Genomic DNA, 20,015 nt, shown 5'->3' on the forward strand with positions numbered 1-20,015 from the left:
ATGGTACTGCAGGGGGGACCCTGTGGGAGAGTAGGACGCCGCCGAACTAATTTTAAAAGGAAAGCCCGGGCCGGGATACGGTCCGGGCTTTTCTGTGTTTAGGGTGTCGTCGTGCACTGCGTTACGACGCCCCCGTAGGTCAGGCCTCCCGACACTGAGGGTAAAGTCAGGGGGCATCGTTGGTTCGTTCCCCACAGGAGGCCCCCGGGTGGAGGTCCAGGAGACCCGTGTTCAGACGGACAGGGTCCTCACCATCCCGAACATCCTCAGCATGGCGCGTCTCGTCGGCGTGCCCCTCTTCCTGTGGCTCATCCTGCGCCCTGAGTTCGGGGGCCCCAAGAGTGACGGCTGGGCGCTGCTCGTGCTGGCTCTCAGCGGCATCAGCGACTATCTCGACGGGAAGCTCGCGCGGCGCTGGAATCAGATCAGCAGCCTCGGCCGGCTGCTCGACCCGGCCGCTGACCGGCTCTACATTTTGTCCACGTTGGTGGGTTTGACGTGGCGTGACATTCTGCCCATTTGGTTGACCTCCGTACTTTTGGCCCGTGAACTGCTTCTTCTGGTGATGGTGGGGATCCTCAGGCGTCATGGCTATCCGCCGCCTCAGGTGAACTTCCTCGGGAAGGCGGCGACCTTCAACCTGATGTACGCGTTCCCCTTGCTGCTTCTCAGTGACGGAACGGGCTGGATCCACGAACTCGCTGCTATTTTCGGATGGGCGTTCGCCGGATGGGGTACGACGCTGTACTGGTGGGCAGGGATCCTCTACGTGGTTCAAGTCCGCCGGCTTGTCCGGGCGGACTCCATGGCCGATTGAGCTCGCCATTGCGTTGGCAGAGGCCAGATGGCCCGCCGTGACAAGCGCGGGCCATTCCCGGCGGGCGAAGTCGGCCAGACCGTCGTCTCTTCAAGGAGGACGCTTCCGACATGAAGGCCGTCGTGATGGCCGGAGGCGAAGGCACACGCCTTCGCCCCATGACCTCGAGTATGCCCAAGCCGCTCCTGCCTGTGGCCAACCGGCCGATCATGGAGCATGTGCTCAGGCTGCTCAAGCGGCATGGGCTCAGCGAGACCGTGGTCACCGTGCAGTTCCTGGCTTCACTCGTCAGGAACTACTTCGGGGACGGCGAAGAGCTGGGAATGGAGCTCACCTATGCCAATGAGGAGAAGCCACTCGGCACTGCCGGCAGCGTGAAAAACGCTGAGGAAGCGCTGAAGGACGACTCTTTCCTTGTCATCTCGGGTGACGCCCTTACCGATTTCGACCTCACCGATCTCATCGAATTCCACAAGGAGAAGGGCGCACTCGTCACCGTCTGTCTGACGCGTGTGCCCAATCCGCTGGAATTCGGCATCACCATCGTCGACGAGGAAGGGAAGGTCGAGCGCTTCCTCGAGAAGCCGACCTGGGGACAGGTCTTCTCGGACACGGTGAACACGGGCATCTACGTGATGGAACCCGAAGTCTTCGACTACGTGGAAGCCGATGTCCCGGTGGACTGGTCCGGGGATGTCTTCCCGCAGCTGATGAAGGAAGGCAAGCCCATCTACGGCTACGTGGCCGAGGGCTACTGGGAGGACGTCGGCACACACGAGAGCTATGTGAAGGCCCAGGCCGACGTCCTCGAAGGAAAGGTGGACGTCGAACTCGACGGGTTCGAGATCTCTCCCGGTGTGTGGGTGGCCGAGGGTGCTGAGGTGCACCCGGACGCCGTGCTGCGGGGACCGCTCTACATCGGCGACTACGCCAAGGTCGAAGCGGACGTGGAGATCCGGGAGCACACGGTCGTCGGTTCGAACGTCGTCGTGAAGAGCGGGGCCTTCCTGCACAAGGCGGTCCTGCACGACAACGTCTACATCGGGCGGCACTGCAATCTGCGGGGCTGCGTGGTCGGCAAGAACACCGACATCATGCGGGCCGCGCGGATCGAGGACGGCGCCGTCATCGGCGATGAGTGCCTCGTCGGTGAGGAATCGATCGTCCAGGGCAATGTGCGGGTCTACCCGTTCAAGACCGTCGAGGCCGGCGCCTTCGTCAACACGTCGGTCATCTGGGAGTCGCGCGGGCAGGCCCATCTGTTCGGGGCGCGGGGCGTCTCCGGGATCCTGAACGTCGAGATCACCCCGGAGCTGGCCGTGCGGCTCGCGGGGGCGTACGCGACGACGCTCAAGAAGGGGTCGACCGTCACGACCGCGCGCGACCACTCCCGTGGTGCGCGTGCGCTGAAGCGGGCCGTCATCTCCGCGCTCCAGGCCAGCGCCATGGACGTACGGGATCTGGAGAATGTGCCGCTGCCCGTGGCGCGGCAGCAGACGGCTCGGGGCAGTGCCGGCGGGATCATGATCCGTACGACGCCCGGGGTGCCGGACTCCGTCGACATCATGTTCTTCGACGAGCGTGGGGCGGATCTTTCCCAGGGCAGTCAGCGCAAGCTGGACCGGGTGTACGCGCGGCAGGAGTACCGCAGGGCGTTCCCAGGGGAGATCGGCGACCTGCACTTCCCGTCGAGCGTCTTCGACTCGTACACGGGGTCGCTGCTGCGGAACGTCGATACGACGGGAGTCGCGGAGGCCGGGCTGAAGGTCGTCGTCGATGCGTCGAACGGGAGTGCGGGGCTCGTGCTGCCCAGCCTGCTCGGGCGTCTCGGCGTCGACGCCCTGACGATCAACCCCGGGCTCGACGAGTCGCGGCCCACGGAGACCTCGGACGCCCGAAGGTCCGGGCTCGTACGCCTCGGGGAGATCGTGGCCTCGGCGCGGGCCGCGTTCGGGGTGCGGTTCGACCCGGTCGGTGAGCGGCTTTCGCTCGTCGACGAGAAGGGGCGGATCGTCGAGGACGACCGGGCGCTGCTCGTGATGCTCGATCTTGTCGCCGCGGAGCGCAGGAGCGGGCGGGTGGCGCTGCCCGTGACCACCACACGTATCGCCGAGCAGGTGGCCGCGTATCACGGGACGCAGGTCGAGTGGACGACGACGTCTCCCGACGACCTGACGCGCGTGGGGCGTGAGGACGGGACGATCTTCGGCGGGGACGGGCGGGCCGGGTTCATCATTCCCGAGTTCAGCAGTGTGTTCGATGGGGCCGCGGCCTTTGTGCGGCTCATCGGGCTCGTCGCCCGTACGCAGTTGACCCTCAGCCAGATCGACGCGCGGATTCCGAGGGCGCATGTGCTCAAGCGGGACCTCGCGACGCCGTGGGCCGTCAAGGGGCTCGTCATGCGCCGCGTCGTGGAGGAGGCGGGCGAGCGGTCCGTGGACACGACCGATGGCGTGCGGGTCGTCGAGGCCGACGGACGTTGGGTGATGGTGCTGCCCGACCCGGCCGAGGCCGTCACCCACCTGTGGGCCGAAGGGCCGGACGACGCCTCGGCGCAGCAGCTGCTCGACGAGTGGTCGGCGGTCGTGGACAGCGCCGGGCGCTGACCCGGACACCTGTTGCTCGACGTCCAATTCGGGCGTCGGGCGGCAGGTCAGTGGGGTCGTTGGGTGGCAGGGGCCACGACGTGCGACGATGTGCGGCATGCCGCAGCAGCCCCCCGAACGGAGCACTCCAGAGCGTCCTTCGCGCCTCGATGCCTCCATGTCGCTGCTGACCAACGTGATGGATCACAGCCTGGACGACGGGTACGCGGAGGCCACCGCGCGCAAAGAGGCGCTGGGGCAGAGTGGTTTGCCGAAGACGCTGCGGGCGAAGCTGGGGCTCGCCGCGGGTCTCGTGCTCGCCGCGCTCGTGGTGACGGTGGGTGCGGCGCAGGCCCGGGTCACCGCTCCGGTGGTGGCCAAGGAGCGCGAGGAGCTCATCGACCGCATCGACCAGGAGACCGAGTCCGCCGGCCAACTGGAGGACCAGGTCGACTCGCTGCGCGGGCGCGTGGGGGAGATGCAGCGCGAGGCGTTGAAGAAGCACGGGGGCGAGCAAGGGGAGTTGGCGGGGGTGCTCTCCGGTGCTGTCGCCGTGCACGGCCCCGGTGTGAAGCTCGTCGTCGACGACGCCAAGTCGGCCACTACCGGCGACGGGAGCGGGCCGCGCGAGAGCAACGGTTTCTCCGACACGGGCCGCGTACGCGACCGGGACATGCAGCGCGTCATGAACGGGCTGTGGCAGTCCGGCGCCGAGGCCATCAGCATCAACGGGCAGCGCCTCACCTCGCTGTCCGCGATCAGGGCCGCGGGTGACGCGATACTGGTCGACAACAAGCCGCTGGTGCCGCCGTACACGGTGCTGGCGGTGGGGGACGGGCAACGGCTGAGCACCCGGTTCCAGAACAGCCCTGATGGTCTCTATCTGCACGCGCTGCAGGAGAACTTCGGGGTCAGGACCAGTATTTCGGCTCAGGACGACATCGAGCTTCCTGCCGCACCCAGCGTGATCGTACGTACAGCACAGCCGAGAGCAGAGCAGAAGGGCACATCGTGATCGCCGTACTGGGCCTCGTCGTGGGAGTCGTGGTCGGTCTTTTCGTCCGGCCCGAGGTTCCGGCGGTCGTCGAGCCTTACCTTCCCATCGCCGTCGTCGCGGCGCTCGACGCGGTGTTCGGCGCGCTGCGCGCCATGTTGGACGGGATCTTCGACGACAAGGTGTTCGTCGTCTCGTTCCTGTCGAACGTCGTCGTGGCCGCGCTGATCGTCTTCCTGGGCGACAAGTTGGGCGTCGGCGCGCAGCTGTCGACCGGTGTCGTCGTGGTGCTGGGCATCCGCATCTTCTCCAACGCCGCCGCGATCCGGCGGCATGTGTTCCGGGCGTGAGGCCGATGAGCAACGACGAGAGCGCCGAGAACGCTGAGAGCGCCGAGAACCGCAAGCGCGTGCAACCGGACGACGAAGCCGAGCAGTTGCGCAAGGAACTGCCTGCCGAACTGCCCGCCGAGGTGCCGGCCAAGAAGCCGGACGACACGACGAAGGCGGAGGCGGAGCCCGAACCCGTAGAGCCGGAGCCGGTCGAAGCGGATGCCGGCGAGCCCGAACTGACCGGTCGGCAGCGGCTCGTGAAGGGTCTGTGGCCGCCGCGCGCGTCGCGTGCCCAACTCATCATGGCTGTGTTGCTGTGCGTCCTGGGGCTCGGGCTCGCCATCCAGGTGCGGTCCACCAGTGACAACAGCGCCCTGCGCGGTGCGCGTCAGGAAGATCTTGTTCGCATTCTCGATGAACTGGACGATCGAACTCAGCGTCTTGAGGATGAGAAGCAAGGACTCGTGGACCAGCGCACCGAGCTGGAGAGCAGTTCGGACCAGGCAAACGAGGCCCGCAAGCAGACGGCCGAGAAGCAGAAGCAGCTCGGCATTCTGGCGGGCACGACGGCCGCGCAGGGCCCCGGGATCACCATGACCGTCACCGACACGAAGGGGGCCGTGGAGCCGGACATGCTGCTCGACGCGGTCCAGGAGCTGCGCGCCGCAGGCGCGGAGGCGATCCAGGTGAATGATGTCCGCGTCGTGGCCAACACGTATCTGACGGACGGCAGTGGAGGGAAGGGGATCAGCGTGGACGGGCACGAGATCAGCCGGCCCTACCGGTTCAAGGTCATCGGCAAGCCGCAGGACCTGGAGCCGGCCCTGAACATTCCCGGGGGTGTGGTGCAGACGCTGGAGAAGGAGCAGGCCACGGTGGCCGTGAGCCGCTCGAACAACATCGTTGTGGATGCCTTGCGATCGGCGCAACGGCCTGATTACGCTCGGTCGTCCTCGGAGTGAAGCCGGGGGTGCATGGTGAATACCGTGCGAGGGCATGAGGTTGCGGGGGGTCGCCGCAGCAAGGGTGGTGTGCGTGGTGGAAACTGTTTGGCGGATACGGACGTTGTGAGGGTGTCCGTGTCATTGATGTACGCGATGTACGCCGATGTGTGCAGTCAGGGTTCGTCCTGCCCCACGGGCGGGTCTGTTTCGGTCAAGGGGAATCGCCCGTGAAGTTGTTTGGGAAGTTGTTCGGCAAGAGCGCGCGTGAGGACAACCGTCATCGCGCGTCGCGCCAGGGAGATGTGCCCGAGACCCAGGTGGGTGAGCGCCCCCTGTTCCGGGACGAGGTCGCCGGAGGCAATTCGGGCGAACAGGGCGCGTCGTCTGTTGACCCTGCCGGTTCCGGCCCCATAGGTTTCGGAGAACCGTCAACCTCAAGTACGGGTGGAGGGTTGACCCCCGATCCGTACGCGTCCCACGCCCCCGCGGGGCAGCCGCGGCAGGAGGATCCGTCCATGTCGGCCCTGGTGTGTACGAGGTGCGGAAACCGGAACGGCGAGAACAGCCGGTTCTGTTCCAACTGCGGTGCGCCGCTGCGTGGCGGTGCGGCGCCGGAGGGGCCGTCCGAGACGACGTCCACGATCTCCATCTCCGGCCTCGAGTCCTACGACCCGGAGGCGACGGGCCAGACGCAGCTTCCGGCGCTCTCGCCCGAGGCACAGGCGGCGGTCGACGCGCTGCCGCTGGGCTCGGCGCTCCTGGTGGTGCGGCGCGGTCCGAACTCGGGCAGCCGCTTCCTCCTGGACGGCGAACTGACCACCGCGGGGCGGCACCCGCAGAGCGACATCTTCCTGGACGACGTGACCGTCTCGCGTCGCCACGTGGAGTTCCGTCGCCTGCAGGACGGCTCGTTCACCGTCGCCGACGTCGGCAGCCTCAACGGCACGTATGTGAACCGTGAGCGCATCGACTCGGTGACGTTGAACAACGGTGACGAGGTGCAGATCGGCAAGTACCGGCTGGTGTTCTACGCGAGCCAGCGCGGTATCTGAACCGTCCGCGATCCTTCAGGAAGGTCCATGCTGCACACGACGAGTGGCGGTGCCCCCGGGGGCACCGCCACCACGGACAGTCGGCTGATGAGCATCGGCACCGTACTGAACGTGCTCCGAGAAGAGTTTCCCGAAGTCACCATCTCCAAGATCAGGTTCCTGGAGTCCGAAGGGCTCGTCGAGCCCCGGCGCACGCCGTCGGGCTACCGGAAGTTCAGCCCGGACGACGTCGAGCGGCTGGCCCATGTGCTGCGTATGCAGCGGGACCACTACCTGCCGCTGAAGGTCATCAAGGAGCAGCTCGACTCCCTGGAGCCGGGCGAGACGCTGTCCGTGCCCGCACCCGGGCGCTCCGGCGACGCGGAGGACGGTATCGACGTGCCGACGGCCGCGCGGATCGGCCGGGACGAATTGCTGGCCGCCGTCGGTGCCGAGGAGCAGGAGCTCGACGAATGGGAGTCCTACGGGCTCCTCACCCCGCTGCCCGATGGTGGCTACGACGCCTCCGCCGTGTCGGTCGCCGAGCTCATCGGCGAGCTGGCCCGGTTCGGGATCGGGCCGCGGCACCTGCGGGTCATGCGGGCCGCCGCCGACCGGGAGGCGGGCCTGGTGGACCAGGTGGTGGCCCCGCTGAAAGTGCACCGCAACCCGCAGACGCGGGCGCATGCCGAGGCCCGTGCCAAGGAGCTGGCGGGCCTCACCGTGAGGCTGCACTCGGCACTTGTGCAGACCGCTCTCGGGGTCCGTCTGCCCTGATCGTGGGCGCGGGTGAGTGCCGATGGCCCGGTCCTCGGTGGCTGCCCGACTACCCAAACCGACCGGGCACGTCCTAGGGTTGCTGTGTGAACGAGCTCGACGTCGTAGGTGTCCGGGTCGAAATGCCCTCCAACCAGCCGATCGTGCTCCTGCGTGAAGTGGGAGGCGACCGGTACCTCCCCATCTGGATCGGACCGGGGGAGGCGACCGCGATCGCCTTTGCCCAGCAGGGCATGGCGCCCGCGCGTCCGCTGACGCACGACCTTTTCAAGGATGTCCTTGAGGCGGTCGGCCAGGAGCTCACGGAAGTGCGCATCACGGACCTGCGCGAAGGCGTCTTCTACGCGGAGCTCGTGTTCGCGAGCGGGGTCGAGGTCAGCGCCCGCCCGTCGGACGCCATAGCCCTGGCGCTGCGCACCGGTACGCCGATCTTCGGCAGTGACGGGGTCCTGGATGACGCGGGGATCGCGATCCCCGACGAGCAGGAGGACGAGGTGGAGAAGTTCCGCGAGTTCCTCGACCAGATCTCTCCCGAGGACTTCGGCACCAACAGTCAGTGACCGCCTGTCCGGCGGCCGGCCTCGGTCGTCGAGCGGCGGCGCCCTCGGGACATTCGGCTAGCCTTTCCCGGCGGTGGGTCACGGGAAACCACTCTTAGGGTGATTATCACTCGGCGTGCCTAGTGTGGCGTTCGTTGACGCACCCCCCGTGACTGCCTACCGTCGACAAGGCAGGTCAATGAGGAGGTCGGCGTGAGAAGCAGCGGCGACGGTACGGCGACGGGCGGTCCGTACCTGTTTCACGGCAGCGCGGCCGATCACACTCCGCAGCGCCCGCAGGCCGTGCCTGCGGTGGCGGGGGAGAGCGGCTCGGCCGCTTCCGAGCAGTTGGGATACCGGGGGCCGACGGCATGTGCGGCGGCCGGCATCACCTACCGGCAGCTCGACTACTGGGCCAGGACCGGCCTTGTCGAACCCAGTGTGCGCTCCGCGTACGGATCGGGGACACAGCGGCTCTACAGCTTCCGGGACGTCGTCGTCCTCAAGGTCGTCAAGCGGTTCCTGGACACGGGCGTCTCGTTGCAGAACATCCGGGCGGCCGTGCAGCACCTGCGCGAGAGCGGAGTCCGGGATCTGGAGCGGATGACGCTGATGAGCGACGGCGCGACGGTGTACGAGTGCACGTCGCCGGACGAGGTGCACGATCTGCTCCAGGGCGGCCAGGGGGTCTTCGGGATCGCCGTGGGCGTGGTCTGGCGGGACGTGGACGCCGCGCTCTCGCAGCTGCACGGGGAGCGTGTGGACACCGGCGAGACGATCGTGCCGCCGAACGCCACGGACGAGCTCGCGAGGCGGCGGGGCAGGGCTGTGTGAGGTCCGTACCGCCGCGTTGTCAGTGGCGTAGGGCAGCATCGGTGATGTGAGAACCGCGCCCACGATCCTGCATCTCGACATGGATGCCTTCTACGCCTCTGCGGAGCAGGCGGCGAAGCCGAGCCTGCGCGGGAAAGCGGTCGTCGTGGGCGGGCTCGGTCCGCGCGGTGTGGTGGCCACGGCGTCGTACGAGGCGCGGAAGTTCGGGGTGCACTCGGCGATGCCGATGGGGCAGGCGCGCAGGCTCGCCCCGCATGCCGCCTATCTGGTGCCGCGTTTCCGGCTCTACCGGGAGATCAGCGAGCAGGTGATGGGGCTCCTCGGCGCCCTTTCGCCCCTCGTGGAGCCGCTGAGCCTGGACGAGGCGTTCGTCGATCTGGAGGCCGGTGAGGCGGCCTGGGACGCCGCTTCGGCGGAGGCCGTGGGGCACCGGCTGCGGGCCGACATCCGGCGCGTGACCGGTCTGACCGGGTCCGTGGGGATCGCCGCGTCCAAGATGCTCGCGAAGATCGGTTCCGAGGAGGCCAAGCCGGACGGTCTTGTGCTGATACGCCCAGGTACCGAGCGCGCGCTGCTCGGGCCGCAGTCCGTGCGGATCCTGCCCGGCGTCGGGCCCGCGACGGCGGATCATCTGCGGCGGGCCGGGATCCAGACCGTGGAGGAGATCGCGGGGGCCGGTGAGGACGAGCTGGTGCGACTCCTCGGCAAGGCGCACGGCAGCCACCTGTACGAGATGGCGCTCGCCCGCGACGAGCGGCCCGTCGTCGCCGAGCGGGACTCCAAGTCCGTATCGGTCGAGGACACGTACGACGTGGACATCCATGACCGGGTGCGGGTCCGGATGGAGGTGCGCAGGCTCGCGGGCCGGTGCGTGGAGCGGCTGAGAGCGGCCGATCGTTCGGGCCGGACCGTGGTGCTCAAGGTGCGGCGCTACGACTTCTCGACGCTGACGCGCTCCGAGACGCTGCGGGGGCCGACGGATGATCCCGGGGTGGTGCGGGAGGCCGCGGCGCGGCTGCTGGAGAGCGTCGACACGACCGGTGGCGTGCGCTTGCTGGGGGTCGGGGTCAGTGGGCTCGCCGACTTCACGCAGGAGGACTTGTTCGCGCAGTTCGCCGCCGCGGAGGAGGCCGCTGCCGAGGAGGCCGCCGCCGGAGAGCCAGAAGGGGACGCGGGGCCCGTCGAGTCCGTGGAGGCGGTCGAGCCCGAGCCGGTGCCTGTGGAGCGGAAGTGGCTGGCCGGGCACGATGTGCGGCATACCGAGTTCGGGCACGGGTGGGTGCAGGGGAGCGGGCTGGGGCGGGTGACCGTGCGGTTCGAGACGCCGTATGCGCGGGTGCGGGGGCGGGTGCGGACGTTCCGGGTCGACGATCCCGAGCTGGAGTCGGCGGATCCGTTGCCGCTCGTCGAAGCGGTCGAAGCCGTGGAAGGGGCCGAAGCCGTCGAAGAGGCCGAGGATCAGGTCGGGTCGTCCTCCGCGCCCGCGATCTTGCCGAACGTGACGTCGGGCGACTGAGGAGCCGTGATCTCCAGGCCGTAGTGGTGGTAGAGCTGGAGCTCCTGCTCCGGGGAGAGGTGGCGGCCCACGCCGAAGTCGGGGGAGTCCTTGATGAGTGAGCGCTCGAAGGGCACGTTCAGCGTGCCGTCCGTGAAGTCGCTGGGCTCGAGCGGTACGAAGGCGTCGCGGCTGAACAGGCCGGTTCGTATCGCGGCCCACTCCGGCACGCCCGTGGCGTCGTCCAGGTACACCTCGTCGATGGTGCCGATCTTGGCCCCGCTGCGGTCGAATGCCTTGCGGCCGATCAGATTGCGCGGATCGACATCGGTCTGCACGGGCCCTCCAACTGATCGCGATGATCGCAACTCGTCTGTAAACACTACGAAAGAGCACATTGTGGAAGGCGGCCACTCGGGGGCTCCGGCCACGTAGCCGCTGGTAGGCTGGCAGGCGGCTGCTGACCCCGTGCGGGAGAGTCTTCCGACGGTCGTCGGGGGCGCCGAAGGAGCAACTCCTCCCCGGAATCTCTCAGGCCCCTGTACCGCACGGACGAGGTCACTCTGGAAAGCAGAGCGGGGTGCACGGTTTCCGCTCTCACCGACGGTGCAAGCCGGTGTGTTCCGTGTTCTCGCGGGGTGGGCCGGTGAAGCTCTCAGGTTGAGATGACAGAGGGGGAGGCCGACCGGGTACCCGCGCCGTGGTGCCCCTCGCAGGTCGCAATGACCAGGAGGCCTCCGCCAATGACCGCCAACCGTATTCCGCTCTCCCAGTTGGAGCGAGGAATCCCCTTCGAGCAGCGCCACATCGGCCCCGATGACGCCGCTCAGGCCAAGATGCTCGCGCAGGTCGGCTACGGCTCGCTGGACGAGCTGACCGCGGCCGCGGTGCCCGATGTGATCAAGAGCGCCGAGGCGCTCGACCTTCCGGCCGCCCGCAGCGAGGCCGAGGTGCTCACCGAGCTGAAGTCCCTTGCGGAGCGCAATCAGGTGCTCGGCTCGATGATCGGCCTCGGCTACTACGGGACGTTCACACCGCCCGTCATCCTGCGCAACGTGATGGAGAACCCGTCCTGGTACACGGCGTACACGCCCTACCAGCCGGAGATCTCGCAGGGCCGCCTCGAGGCGCTGCTCAACTTCCAGACCATGGTCGCCGAGCTGACCGGCCTGCCCACCTCGGGCTCCTCGCTGCTCGACGAGGGCACCGCGGCCGCCGAGGCGATGGCCCTGTCGCGCCGCGTCGGCAAGGTCAAGAACGGTGTCTACGTCATCGACGCCGACGCCCTGCCGCAGACCATCGCCGTCATCGAGACGCGCGCCGAGCCGACCGGTGTCGAGATCGTCGTCGCCGACCTCGGGGAGGGCATTCCGGCCGAGGTCGCCGAGCGCGGCGTCGTGGGCGTGCTCGTGCAGTACCCCGGGGCCTCCGGCGCCGTGCGGGACATCAAGCCCGTGATCGACCAGGCGCACGAGCTGGGCGCCATCGTCACCGTCGCCGCCGACCTCCTCGCTCTGACATTGCTGACCTCGCCCGGTGACCTCGGCGCGGACATCGCCATCGGCACGACGCAGCGCTTCGGTGTGCCGATGGGCTTCGGCGGTCCGCACGCCGGATACATGGCCGTACGCGAGAAGTTCGCACGCTCCCTGCCGGGCCGCCTCGTCGGTGTCTCCGTCGACGCCGACGGCAACAAGGCGTACCGCCTCGCCCTGCAGACCCGCGAGCAGCACATCCGCCGCGAGAAGGCGACCAGCAACATCTGCACCGCGCAGGTGCTGCTCGCCGTCATGGCCGGCATGTACGCCGTGTACCACGGGCCCGAGGGCCTCAAGTCCATCGCACGGCGCACCCACCGATACGCCACCGTGCTCGCGGCGGGGCTCACCGCGGGCGGCGTCGAGGTCGTGCACGGCGCGTACTTCGACACCCTCACCGTGCGGGTGCCGGGCAAGGCAGCCGAGGTCGTCTCCGCCGCGCGCGAAGGCGGCGTGAACCTGCGCCTCGTGGACGCCGATCACACCTCGCTCGCCTGCGACGAGACCACCACGCGGGCCCAACTGGGCGCCGTATGGAGTGCATTCGGTGTCGAGGCGGACGTCGAGGCCCTGGACGCCGAGGCCGCGGACACGCTGCCGGGCGGCCTGCTGCGCGAGGACGACTACCTGACGCACCCCGTCTTCCACCAGTACCGCTCCGAGACGGCGATGCTGCGCTACCTGCGGGCGCTCGCCGACCGCGACTACGCGCTGGACCGCGGCATGATCCCGCTGGGCTCCTGCACGATGAAGCTCAACGCGACGACGGAGATGGAGCCGGTCACCTGGCCCGAGTTCGGCCAGCTGCACCCCTTCGCGCCCGCCGAGCAGGCGCAGGGCTACCTGACGCTCATCCGTGAGCTGGAGGAGCGGCTCGCCGAGGTCACCGGCTACGACAAGGTGTCGCTGCAACCGAACGCCGGTTCGCAGGGCGAGCTCGCCGGCCTGCTCGCCGTCCGCGGCTATCACCGGGCGAACGGCGACGAGCAGCGGACCGTCTGCCTCATCCCGTCCTCCGCGCACGGCACGAACGCGGCGAGCGCCGTGATGGCCGGCATGAAGGTCGTCGTCGTGAAGACCGCCGACGACGGCGAGGTCGACATCGAGGACCTGCGCACCAAGATTGAGCAGTACGCCGAGCAGCTCTCCGTCCTCATGATCACGTACCCGTCGACGCACGGCGTCTTCGAGGAGCACGTCGCCGACATCTGCGCCGCCGTGCACGACGCGGGCGGCCAGGTCTACGTCGACGGCGCCAACCTCAACGCGCTGGTGGGCCTCGCCAAGCCGGGCCGCTTCGGTGGCGACGTCTCGCACCTGAACCTGCACAAGACGTTCTGCATCCCGCACGGCGGCGGTGGTCCTGGCGTCGGCCCGGTGGGTGTGCGCGAGCACCTCGCGCCGTACCTGCCGAACCACCCGCTGCAGCCGGCCGCGGGCCCTGAGACGGGTGTCGGCCCGATCTCCGCGGCGCCCTGGGGCTCCGCCGGGATCCTGCCGATCTCCTGGGCGTACGTGCGGCTCATGGGTGGCGAGGGGCTGAAGCGGGCCACGCAGGTGGCGGTGCTTTCCGCGAACTACATTGCCAAGCGGCTCGAGCCGCACTTCCCGGTGCTCTACAACGGTCCGGGCGGGCTCGTCGCGCACGAGTGCATCATCGACCTGCGGCCGCTCAGCAAGGCGACGGGCGTGAGCATCGACGATGTCGCCAAGCGGCTCATCGACTACGGGTTCCACGCGCCGACCATGTCGTTCCCGGTCGCCGGGACGTTCATGATCGAGCCCACCGAGAGCGAGGACATCGGGGAACTCGACCGGTTCTGCGACGCGATGATCGCGATTCGCGGCGAGATCGAGCGGGTCGCCTCCGGCGAGTGGGCGGCCGAGGACAACCCGCTGCGGAACGCTCCGCACACGGCCGGGATGCTCGGCGGTGACTGGGAGCACGCGTACAGCCGGGAAGAAGGTGTCTTCCCGGCCGGGGTGGTCGCTTCGGAGAAGTACTGGCCGCCGGTGCGGCGCATCGACCAGGCGTTCGGCGACCGGAACCTCGTGTGTTCCTGCCCGCCGCTCGACGCCTACGAGGGCTGATCCACTCGGGACTGCGCGGCCGTCGGTCGCGCAGTCCTGCTCAGCCGATCCCTACGCCGCCGTCACCACGGTGCTCAGTGGGCGGTGCGGGGCGATGATCCTGCCACTGGGCAGCAGCTCGCCGGTGTCCTCGAAGAGCAGGACCCCGTTGCAGAGGAGGCTCCACCCCTGCTCGGGATGGTGAGCCACGGGGAACGCGGCTTCCCTGTCCTCGGATTCCGCTGTCGGGCAGGCTGGCTGGTGCTGGCACATGGATGGGATCTTTCGCTGCGAAGTGATCTCGATGACGTGGGCTGTACTGGCGGTGCTGGTGGTGCCTGTCGTGCTGCGGCTTGAAGGCTTGTTCATGGCCGCCCCCCGATTTCGTGAGTTCTGGAGCCCAGTGTTGCCCTGTGGGCGTCAATCCGCAGGGATTTCGTTGCAGCGGTCCTTATGGATTGGAGACGCATCACCCGTGCGGACGGTTCAGTCCAACTCCACTCTCCCTTCGGGTGGTTAGGAGTGGTCGGTACGGGCTAGTCCGCTCGGGCAGGGCTGTGCCCCGCGACCGGACGGCGGACGGTGCGGGGCACAGGCAGGGGCGACCGGGGCCGTCGGCGGGCCCCGGTCGGTCAGGCGAGCAGGCCGGCTGCGGTCGGGGCCGGTGTCAGACGGTGGGTGAGGACCGGCAGGAGCTCGGCCACCCGGTGCGGGCGGTACGGGGCGATGCCGGGCGGGGCGGGTGCCAGCGGGACGAGGATGTCGTCGGCCGCCGGCTGGCCGCTCGCCGGGTCGGCGGTGGGCTCGCGGTGCAGCCACAGCGTGAGCATGTAGAGCTCGGGCACCGACAGCAGCCGCGGCTGGTAGGCCTGGGGCAGCGACTCCGCCTGGCGCAGGGCCCGTTCGGTGGACCTGATGTAGGGGCCCTCGAAGAAGTGCGAGAAGGCCCAGCCGTCCGGAGTGAGCATGGTGTCGGCCGCCGCCACCGCGCGCTCTCCGCAGCGGATCAGGAAGCGCCAGCCGGTGAGGCGGGCCCTGGAAGGACCGGTGGTCTCGGTGATGTGGTCCAACACGTGGAGTGGCAGCGGGAGTTCGGGGGTGGCGGGTCCCTGCGCGGCGCGCAGGGACGGGGTGCGGGCCTCGCGGACGGCGGTGGGGGAACCGAGGGCCGTGAGGACACTGCGCAGGGCGGGCGCGGGAGCCGGTGGGACGTACAGCGGCATGGTGGGTCGCCTCTCATTCGACAGGCATGTGATGCGAGGGCGGTGCGGGACGAGCGGACGGCGCTGTCTGCTGCGGGTGCACAAGGGGTACACGGGACAGAGGGGGCGGGGGTCCGGTTCGAATCCGGGCCGCGGGCGCCAACTCTCGGTCTCGCCAGCGGAGTTTATACGATGCGTGTTCACGGGATGTTTCGCCTAGCACGCCGCCCGGATTTCGCAAGGAGCTATTCGGGCGCGGCTCCCCTGGGGTTTTGCGGCTATCCTCCCCATTTTCGAGGGGCCCGTCGTGCGTGACCTCGACGTCTTTCGTCCGAGCGGTCGGCGTGTTCTTGTCGGCGTTTATCACCAGGGCCGCATGCCACAGAATCCGCGGTCGGCCGCATGCCTGCGGAATGTGCCCGCGGGTAACCGCGTCGAGAGTACTGCTCCGTGGGTGCGCGCGGGGCGTTATGGATCACATTGCCGGGGCATCATCCACCGTGACACGCGGCCGGGACGGTGCATCAACGGGTCGCCCGTGCGAGGAGGGACGCTTCCATGGGGGAGAAGGTCGTTGCGGAGACGGTGGGGCTTGCCGATCCGCGGCGCTATCGGGAGAAGCTCAGGGAGTGCCTGGAGGGGTTCGGGCGACTGCTGGACGAGAAGCGGTTCGACCGTCCACAGAATCTCATGGGGCTCGAGATCGAGCTGAATCTCGCCGGGCCCGACGGGCTGCCGAGAATGATGAATGCGGAAGTTCTCGAGCGCATCGCGAGCCGTGATTTCCAGACCGAACTCGCGATGTTCAATCTCGAAGTCAACATTGCCCCGCACCGGATCGGCGGCCGTGTTCTCGATCAGCTCGCCGAGGAACTGCGCACGGGTCTCGGATATGCGCACCGGAAGGCGAACGAGGTCGACGCCGGCATCGTGATGATCGGCATTCTGCCGACGCTGAGCACGGACGACCTGGTCTCGGCGAACCTGTCGGACGGCGACCGCTACACCCTGCTCAACGACCGGATCGTGGCCGCGCGCGGCGAGGACTTCGCGCTCGACATCGCCGGCGTCGAGCGGCTGACCTGCACGTCCTCCTCGATAGCGCCCGAAGCGGCGTGCACCTCCGTGCAGTTGCACCTCCAGGTGACGCCGGGGCGTTTCGCCGATGTGTGGAACGCGGCGCAGGCCGTGGCCGCCGTGCAGATCGCGCTCGGCGCCAACTCGCCCTTCCTGTTCGGCCGCGAGCTGTGGCAGGAGTCGCGGCCCCCGCTGTTCCAGCAGTCCACGGACACCCGGCCGCCGGAGCTCGCGGCGCAGGGCGTGCGGCCGCGCACCTGGTTCGGCGAGCGCTGGATCGATTCCGCGTACGACCTCTTCGAGGAGAATCTGAGGTACTTCCCGCCGCTGCTGCCGATTCTCGACGCCGAGCGGCCGCTTGACGTCATCGCCAAGGGCGACACCCCGAGCCTCGCCGAACTCGTCCTGCACAACGGCACGGTGTACCGCTGGAACCGTCCCGTGTACGGCATCGCGGACGGTGTGCCTCACCTGCGCGTCGAGAACCGGGTGCTGCCCGCGGGGCCCACCGTCACGGACGTCATCGCCAACACCGCGTTCTACTACGGCGTTGTCCGTGCCCTCGCCGAGGAGTCCCGGCCGGTGTGGTCGCGCCTCCCCTTCGCCGCGGCCGCCCGCAACTTCGACACCGCCTGCCGGTACGGCATCGACGCGCGCCTGGAGTGGCCACGCAGGGGCCGGTTCGGCGGCACGGAGCGGGTGCCGGCCGTGAACCTCGTAAGGGACGAGCTGCTGCCGCTCGCGGCTGCCGGGCTCGATGCCTGGGGAGTCGAACCGGCGGACAGGGACCGGTACCTGGGAGTGATCGAGGAGCGGTGCCGACTGCGGATGAACGGCGCGGCGTGGCAGTCGGCGACGTATCACCGGGCCCTGGAGAGCGGTCTGGCGCGGGACGCGGCGCTCGCGGCGACCACGCGGCGGTACTGCGAGCTGATGCACCGGGGCGAGCCGGTGCACAACTGGCCGGTCGGGCTTCCGGAGCCGGCCGTTCCGCTGGGCTGAAGGGGCCCGGCCGACCCGCTCAGTTGCTCTTGGCGCCCGCCTCGATGATGGCCTTCAGGATGACCTGCTGGATGTCCGCCGGGTCGCTGACCTGGTGTCCTGAGCCGCCCGTCGCCTCGGCGACCTGCTCGACCTCCCGCTTGTCGGTGTCGGGCCCCACGGCGATGACGATCAACGGCACGGGGCGGTCGCGGTCGGTGAGGCCCCTGAGCTTCTTGATCAGGCTCTCGCGGGAGACCGACCCCTCGTCCTCATTGACGCCGTCCGTGACCACGACGACGGCGTTGAACCTGCCGCTCTTGTACGAGGACGTGGCCTCCTTGTAGGCCGCGAGCGTGGTGTCGTACAGGCCCGTCGCCCCGCCGGGCACCGGCTGCAGCGCGGTGAACGCGGCCGACAGGCGGTCGCGCCGGGTGCCGGAGCCGACGCGGTCGCCGAGGCGCTCGGTCGGCACGAGCTTCTTGTAGTCGCGGTCGCCGTCGAGGAACGTGGCGAACTCCCACAGGCCGATCTCGTCCTCCGGCGTGAACGTGGAGAGGGCCGCCAGCATCGACGCCTTCGTCACCTCCATGCGGGACTCGCCGCGGCTGGGCACGGTGTTCCCCATCGAGGCCGACGCGTCCACGACCGTCGTGATGCGGGCGCTCTGCACCGTGATCGTCCACATCCCGAGGGTCTCCTCGAGCTGCTCCTCGGTGGGTGCCTTGGCCGCCACGTGCGCGTACGGCTGCGGGGAGCGGCCGCCGGCCCGTGAGACGAGCTTCGCGGGGGACCGGCCGCTGTCCGTGCGGAAGCCGTGCCGCTCCAGGATCGAGCGGCCCTCGGGGGCGCCGAGCAGCGTCATGAAGCGGACGGCCGCCCGGCTCTCGTCGGTGCTCAGCCGGTCCTCGCCGACCAGGGAGAACGGGTAGTCGAGGGTGGGGGAGCCGTCCTTGGGGTAGAAGAGGTCGAGTGAACCCGCCTCGCCCGCTTCCTTGTTGTGCGCGTACGCGGCCTGCTCGGACAGGATCAGCGCCTCGTTGCGCTTGGGGTTGCCCTGCTCGGTGCCGGAGTCGTCGCGCGGCACCGTGTCCATGAGCTGGGCGTCGCTGTCGGACGTGCGCTGCGAGAGGCTCTTGGCCATGGAGGCGGCCTGTGTGCCGTCGTCCTTCTTGGACGTGGCGGCCAGCTTGGTCAGCGCGAGCAGTCCGCTGGCGCTGCGGGCGGGATCGGCGGCGCCCAGGCGCAGCTTGTCGTCCTGCATGGCGGCGCCCGTCAACTGGGCCCACGAGTAGGTCTTTCGCGGCCAGCCGAAGGACTTCGCGGCCGCGGGAACCATGCCCACGCCGATCGGTGAAGAGGCGATGTTGCCGGCCGGCGTGACCGCGGTGTTCGCGCCGCCCGTGGTGACGCGCTGGACCCAGATGTCCGAGTCCGGCACCCAGACCTGGAAGTCCGCGGCGCCCTTGCCCGCGCGCAGGGTGTCGGCGACCTTGTACGCGTCGCGCGCGGTGACGGCGACGTCGAGGCAGTTGCCGTCGGAGGTGAGCTTCTCGCGGCGGGCGTGGTCCGCCGCCTCGCGCAGCGCCGGGGCCATGTCGGGGGAGGCGACCACATCGAGATGGACCTCGTCCTCGCATCCGCTGTCGATGCCGAGCAGCTCGGGGCGGAACACCGCGACCGTGCCCGCCGCGGCCACCACGACGAGGGCGGTCGCGAGAGCCACGGTGCGCCCGCGCGAGCGGGGACGGGGTGCGGCGGTGGCCGGCCCGTACTCGTCGGGCATGCTGCTGTGACGTCCCATGGCGGTGGAGCCCCTCCCTGAGCCACAAAGGCAGTTGCGGTATAAGCGGTGGAACGGCGGAGGGGAGCCGTGCGCCGAATTGCGTCGCCTCGGCCCCCTCGGCCTGTCGCACGCGATCTTCGTACCTGCATTCGAGACCCTAGCGGGGCGCTGTGACGGATGCGGCGGGATTCATCAACTGGAGGCAGGTGTGCAGGTGCAGGCGGAGCCGATGCCCGGTTCTTCTCCCGAAGGACCGCTCTCACGGCGCTTTTTGCGGGACGAGACGCTGCTCGTTCTGGGGCTTTCGCTCGGTGCGAGCGGTGTGTCCGCACTCATCAGCTTCGTCGGCTCTGTCACGAAACCCGGCGGTCTCAAGGACCAGGCGGCGACCCTGAACGCCTCGGCGGCGCCCGGCCGTCCGTGGCTCGATCTCGCCTGGCAGCTGTTCGGCATCGCGAGCGCGCTCGTGCCGGTCGTGCTCGTCGCGCACTTCCTGCTCAGGGAGGGCGAGGGGATGCGCACGATCGGCTTCGACCGGAAGCGACCGTGGTTCGACACGGGCCGGGGCGCCGCGGTCGCCGCCGTCATCGGCAGTACGGGGATCGCCTTCTACCTCGCCGCACGGGGCCTCGGCTTCAACCTCACGGTGGTGCCGGAGGCGCTGCCCGACGTGTGGTGGAAGTACCCGGTGCTGATCCTCTCGGCGGTGCAGAACGCCGTACTGGAGGAGGTCATCGTCGTCGGGTATCTGCTGCGCAGGCTCGGGCAGTTGGGGTGGACGCCGGGGACGGCGCTCGTCGCGTCGTCCGTGCTGCGCGGCTCGTACCACCTCTATCAGGGCATTGGCGGGTTCTTCGGGAACCTCGCGATGGGTGTCGTCTTCGCCTTTCTGTACCGGCGGTGGGGGCGCGTCGGGCCACTGGTGGTGGCCCATTCCCTCTTGGACATCGGCGCGTTCGTCGGATACGCCGTGCTGGCGGGCAAGGTGGACTGGCTGCCCACCGCGTAGCCCC

At 69.1% G+C, this 20,015-nt stretch carries 17 protein-coding genes and 1 riboswitch; of the genes, 13 read left to right on the plus strand and 4 right to left on the minus strand.

All coding sequences use genetic code 11. The annotated features are described in order from the left end of the window. Positions 1 to 208: 208 nt before the first annotated feature. The 10 genes from clsA to ABT004_RS21155 all read left to right on the plus strand — a co-directional run bounded on the left by clsA (position 209) and on the right by ABT004_RS21155 (position 10,369). A complete protein-coding gene (gene clsA / locus ABT004_RS21110) occupies positions 209 to 817 on the plus strand; it encodes a cardiolipin synthase ClsA (RefSeq protein WP_266722026.1) in 609 nt (202 codons plus the stop codon). 110 nt (positions 818 to 927) lie between these two features. Then, on the plus strand, positions 928 to 3,423 hold the full coding sequence (locus tag ABT004_RS21115; protein ID WP_351339042.1) for a sugar phosphate nucleotidyltransferase: 2,496 nt from the start codon (positions 928 to 930) through the stop codon (positions 3,421 to 3,423). A gap of 88 nt (positions 3,424 to 3,511) precedes the next feature. Beyond that, positions 3,512 to 4,417, plus strand: coding sequence for a DUF881 domain-containing protein (locus ABT004_RS21120; protein ID WP_351339044.1), 906 nt, complete (start codon positions 3,512 to 3,514; stop codon positions 4,415 to 4,417). Next, a complete protein-coding gene (locus tag ABT004_RS21125; protein WP_266722032.1) occupies positions 4,414 to 4,746 on the plus strand; it encodes a small basic family protein in 333 nt (110 codons plus the stop codon). Before ABT004_RS21120 ends, ABT004_RS21125 begins: the two co-directional genes overlap by 4 nt. 5 nt (positions 4,747 to 4,751) lie before the next feature. Continuing rightward, positions 4,752 to 5,690 (plus strand): DUF881 domain-containing protein, encoded by a 939-nt coding sequence (locus tag ABT004_RS21130; RefSeq protein WP_351339047.1) that lies wholly within the window; start codon positions 4,752 to 4,754, stop codon positions 5,688 to 5,690. Positions 5,691 to 5,812: 122 nt separating this feature from the next. Further along, positions 5,813 to 6,724 (plus strand): FHA domain-containing protein, encoded by a 912-nt coding sequence (locus ABT004_RS21135; RefSeq protein ID WP_351339125.1) that lies wholly within the window; start codon positions 5,813 to 5,815, stop codon positions 6,722 to 6,724. Positions 6,725 to 6,751: 27 nt separating this feature from the next. Next, the gene (gene ftsR / locus ABT004_RS21140) at positions 6,752 to 7,480 is read left to right on the plus strand and encodes a transcriptional regulator FtsR (protein WP_351339049.1); all 729 of its coding nucleotides are present in this window, start codon (positions 6,752 to 6,754) and stop codon (positions 7,478 to 7,480) included. Between the two features lie 86 nt (positions 7,481 to 7,566). Further along, positions 7,567 to 8,040: a bifunctional nuclease family protein gene (locus ABT004_RS21145; RefSeq protein WP_005475662.1), complete on the plus strand. Its 474-nt coding sequence runs from the start codon at positions 7,567 to 7,569 to the stop codon at positions 8,038 to 8,040. Between the two features lie 192 nt (positions 8,041 to 8,232). After that, positions 8,233 to 8,853, plus strand: coding sequence for a MerR family transcriptional regulator (locus ABT004_RS21150; protein WP_351339052.1), 621 nt, complete (start codon positions 8,233 to 8,235; stop codon positions 8,851 to 8,853). Positions 8,854 to 8,899: 46 nt separating this feature from the next. Next, positions 8,900 to 10,369 (plus strand): DNA polymerase IV, encoded by a 1,470-nt coding sequence (locus tag ABT004_RS21155; protein WP_351339055.1) that lies wholly within the window; start codon positions 8,900 to 8,902, stop codon positions 10,367 to 10,369. Here ABT004_RS21155 and ABT004_RS21160 read toward each other — a convergent pair. Further along, the gene (locus ABT004_RS21160; protein WP_351339057.1) at positions 10,312 to 10,686 is read right to left on the minus strand and encodes a PRC-barrel domain-containing protein; all 375 of its coding nucleotides are present in this window, start codon (positions 10,684 to 10,686) and stop codon (positions 10,312 to 10,314) included. The genes ABT004_RS21155 and ABT004_RS21160 overlap by 58 nt on opposite strands. Positions 10,687 to 10,809: 123 nt before the next feature. Next, positions 10,810 to 10,905: riboswitch (glycine riboswitch) on the plus strand. Positions 10,906 to 11,091: 186 nt separating this feature from the next. Here ABT004_RS21160 and gcvP point away from each other — a divergent pair. Further along, positions 11,092 to 13,977, plus strand: coding sequence for an aminomethyl-transferring glycine dehydrogenase (gene gcvP / locus ABT004_RS21165; RefSeq protein WP_351339059.1), 2,886 nt, complete (start codon positions 11,092 to 11,094; stop codon positions 13,975 to 13,977). 51 nt (positions 13,978 to 14,028) lie between these two features. On the opposite strand, the gene ABT004_RS21170 is transcribed toward gcvP, so the two are convergent. Both ABT004_RS21170 and ABT004_RS21175 read right to left on the minus strand, forming a co-directional pair. Further along, a complete protein-coding gene (locus ABT004_RS21170) occupies positions 14,029 to 14,229 on the minus strand; it encodes a DUF5999 family protein (RefSeq protein WP_351339062.1) in 201 nt (66 codons plus the stop codon). Positions 14,230 to 14,588: 359 nt separating this feature from the next. Continuing rightward, positions 14,589 to 15,179 carry a hypothetical protein gene (locus tag ABT004_RS21175; RefSeq protein ID WP_351339065.1) on the minus strand — a complete coding sequence of 197 codons (591 nt, stop codon included), beginning with the start codon at positions 15,177 to 15,179 and terminating at the stop codon, positions 14,589 to 14,591. A gap of 537 nt (positions 15,180 to 15,716) precedes the next feature. On the opposite strand from ABT004_RS21175, the gene ABT004_RS21180 reads away from it, so the two are divergent. Beyond that, entirely contained in the window at positions 15,717 to 17,237 is a 1,521-nt protein-coding gene (locus ABT004_RS21180) for a glutamate-cysteine ligase family protein (RefSeq protein WP_351339067.1), read from the plus strand. Positions 17,238 to 17,256: 19 nt separating this feature from the next. On the opposite strand, the gene ABT004_RS21185 is transcribed toward ABT004_RS21180, so the two are convergent. Beyond that, the gene (locus ABT004_RS21185; protein WP_351339069.1) at positions 17,257 to 19,020 is read right to left on the minus strand and encodes a substrate-binding and VWA domain-containing protein; all 1,764 of its coding nucleotides are present in this window, start codon (positions 19,018 to 19,020) and stop codon (positions 17,257 to 17,259) included. Between the two features lie 211 nt (positions 19,021 to 19,231). Here ABT004_RS21185 and ABT004_RS21190 point away from each other — a divergent pair, with 211 nt between their 5' ends. After that, positions 19,232 to 20,011 (plus strand): CPBP family intramembrane glutamic endopeptidase, encoded by a 780-nt coding sequence (locus ABT004_RS21190; RefSeq protein ID WP_351339127.1) that lies wholly within the window; start codon positions 19,232 to 19,234, stop codon positions 20,009 to 20,011. The last annotated feature ends 4 nt before the right edge of the window (positions 20,012 to 20,015 follow it).

The organism is Streptomyces sp. NPDC002790 (genome assembly GCF_040295505.1).
Classification (GTDB): Bacteria; Actinomycetota; Actinomycetes; order Streptomycetales; family Streptomycetaceae; genus Streptomyces.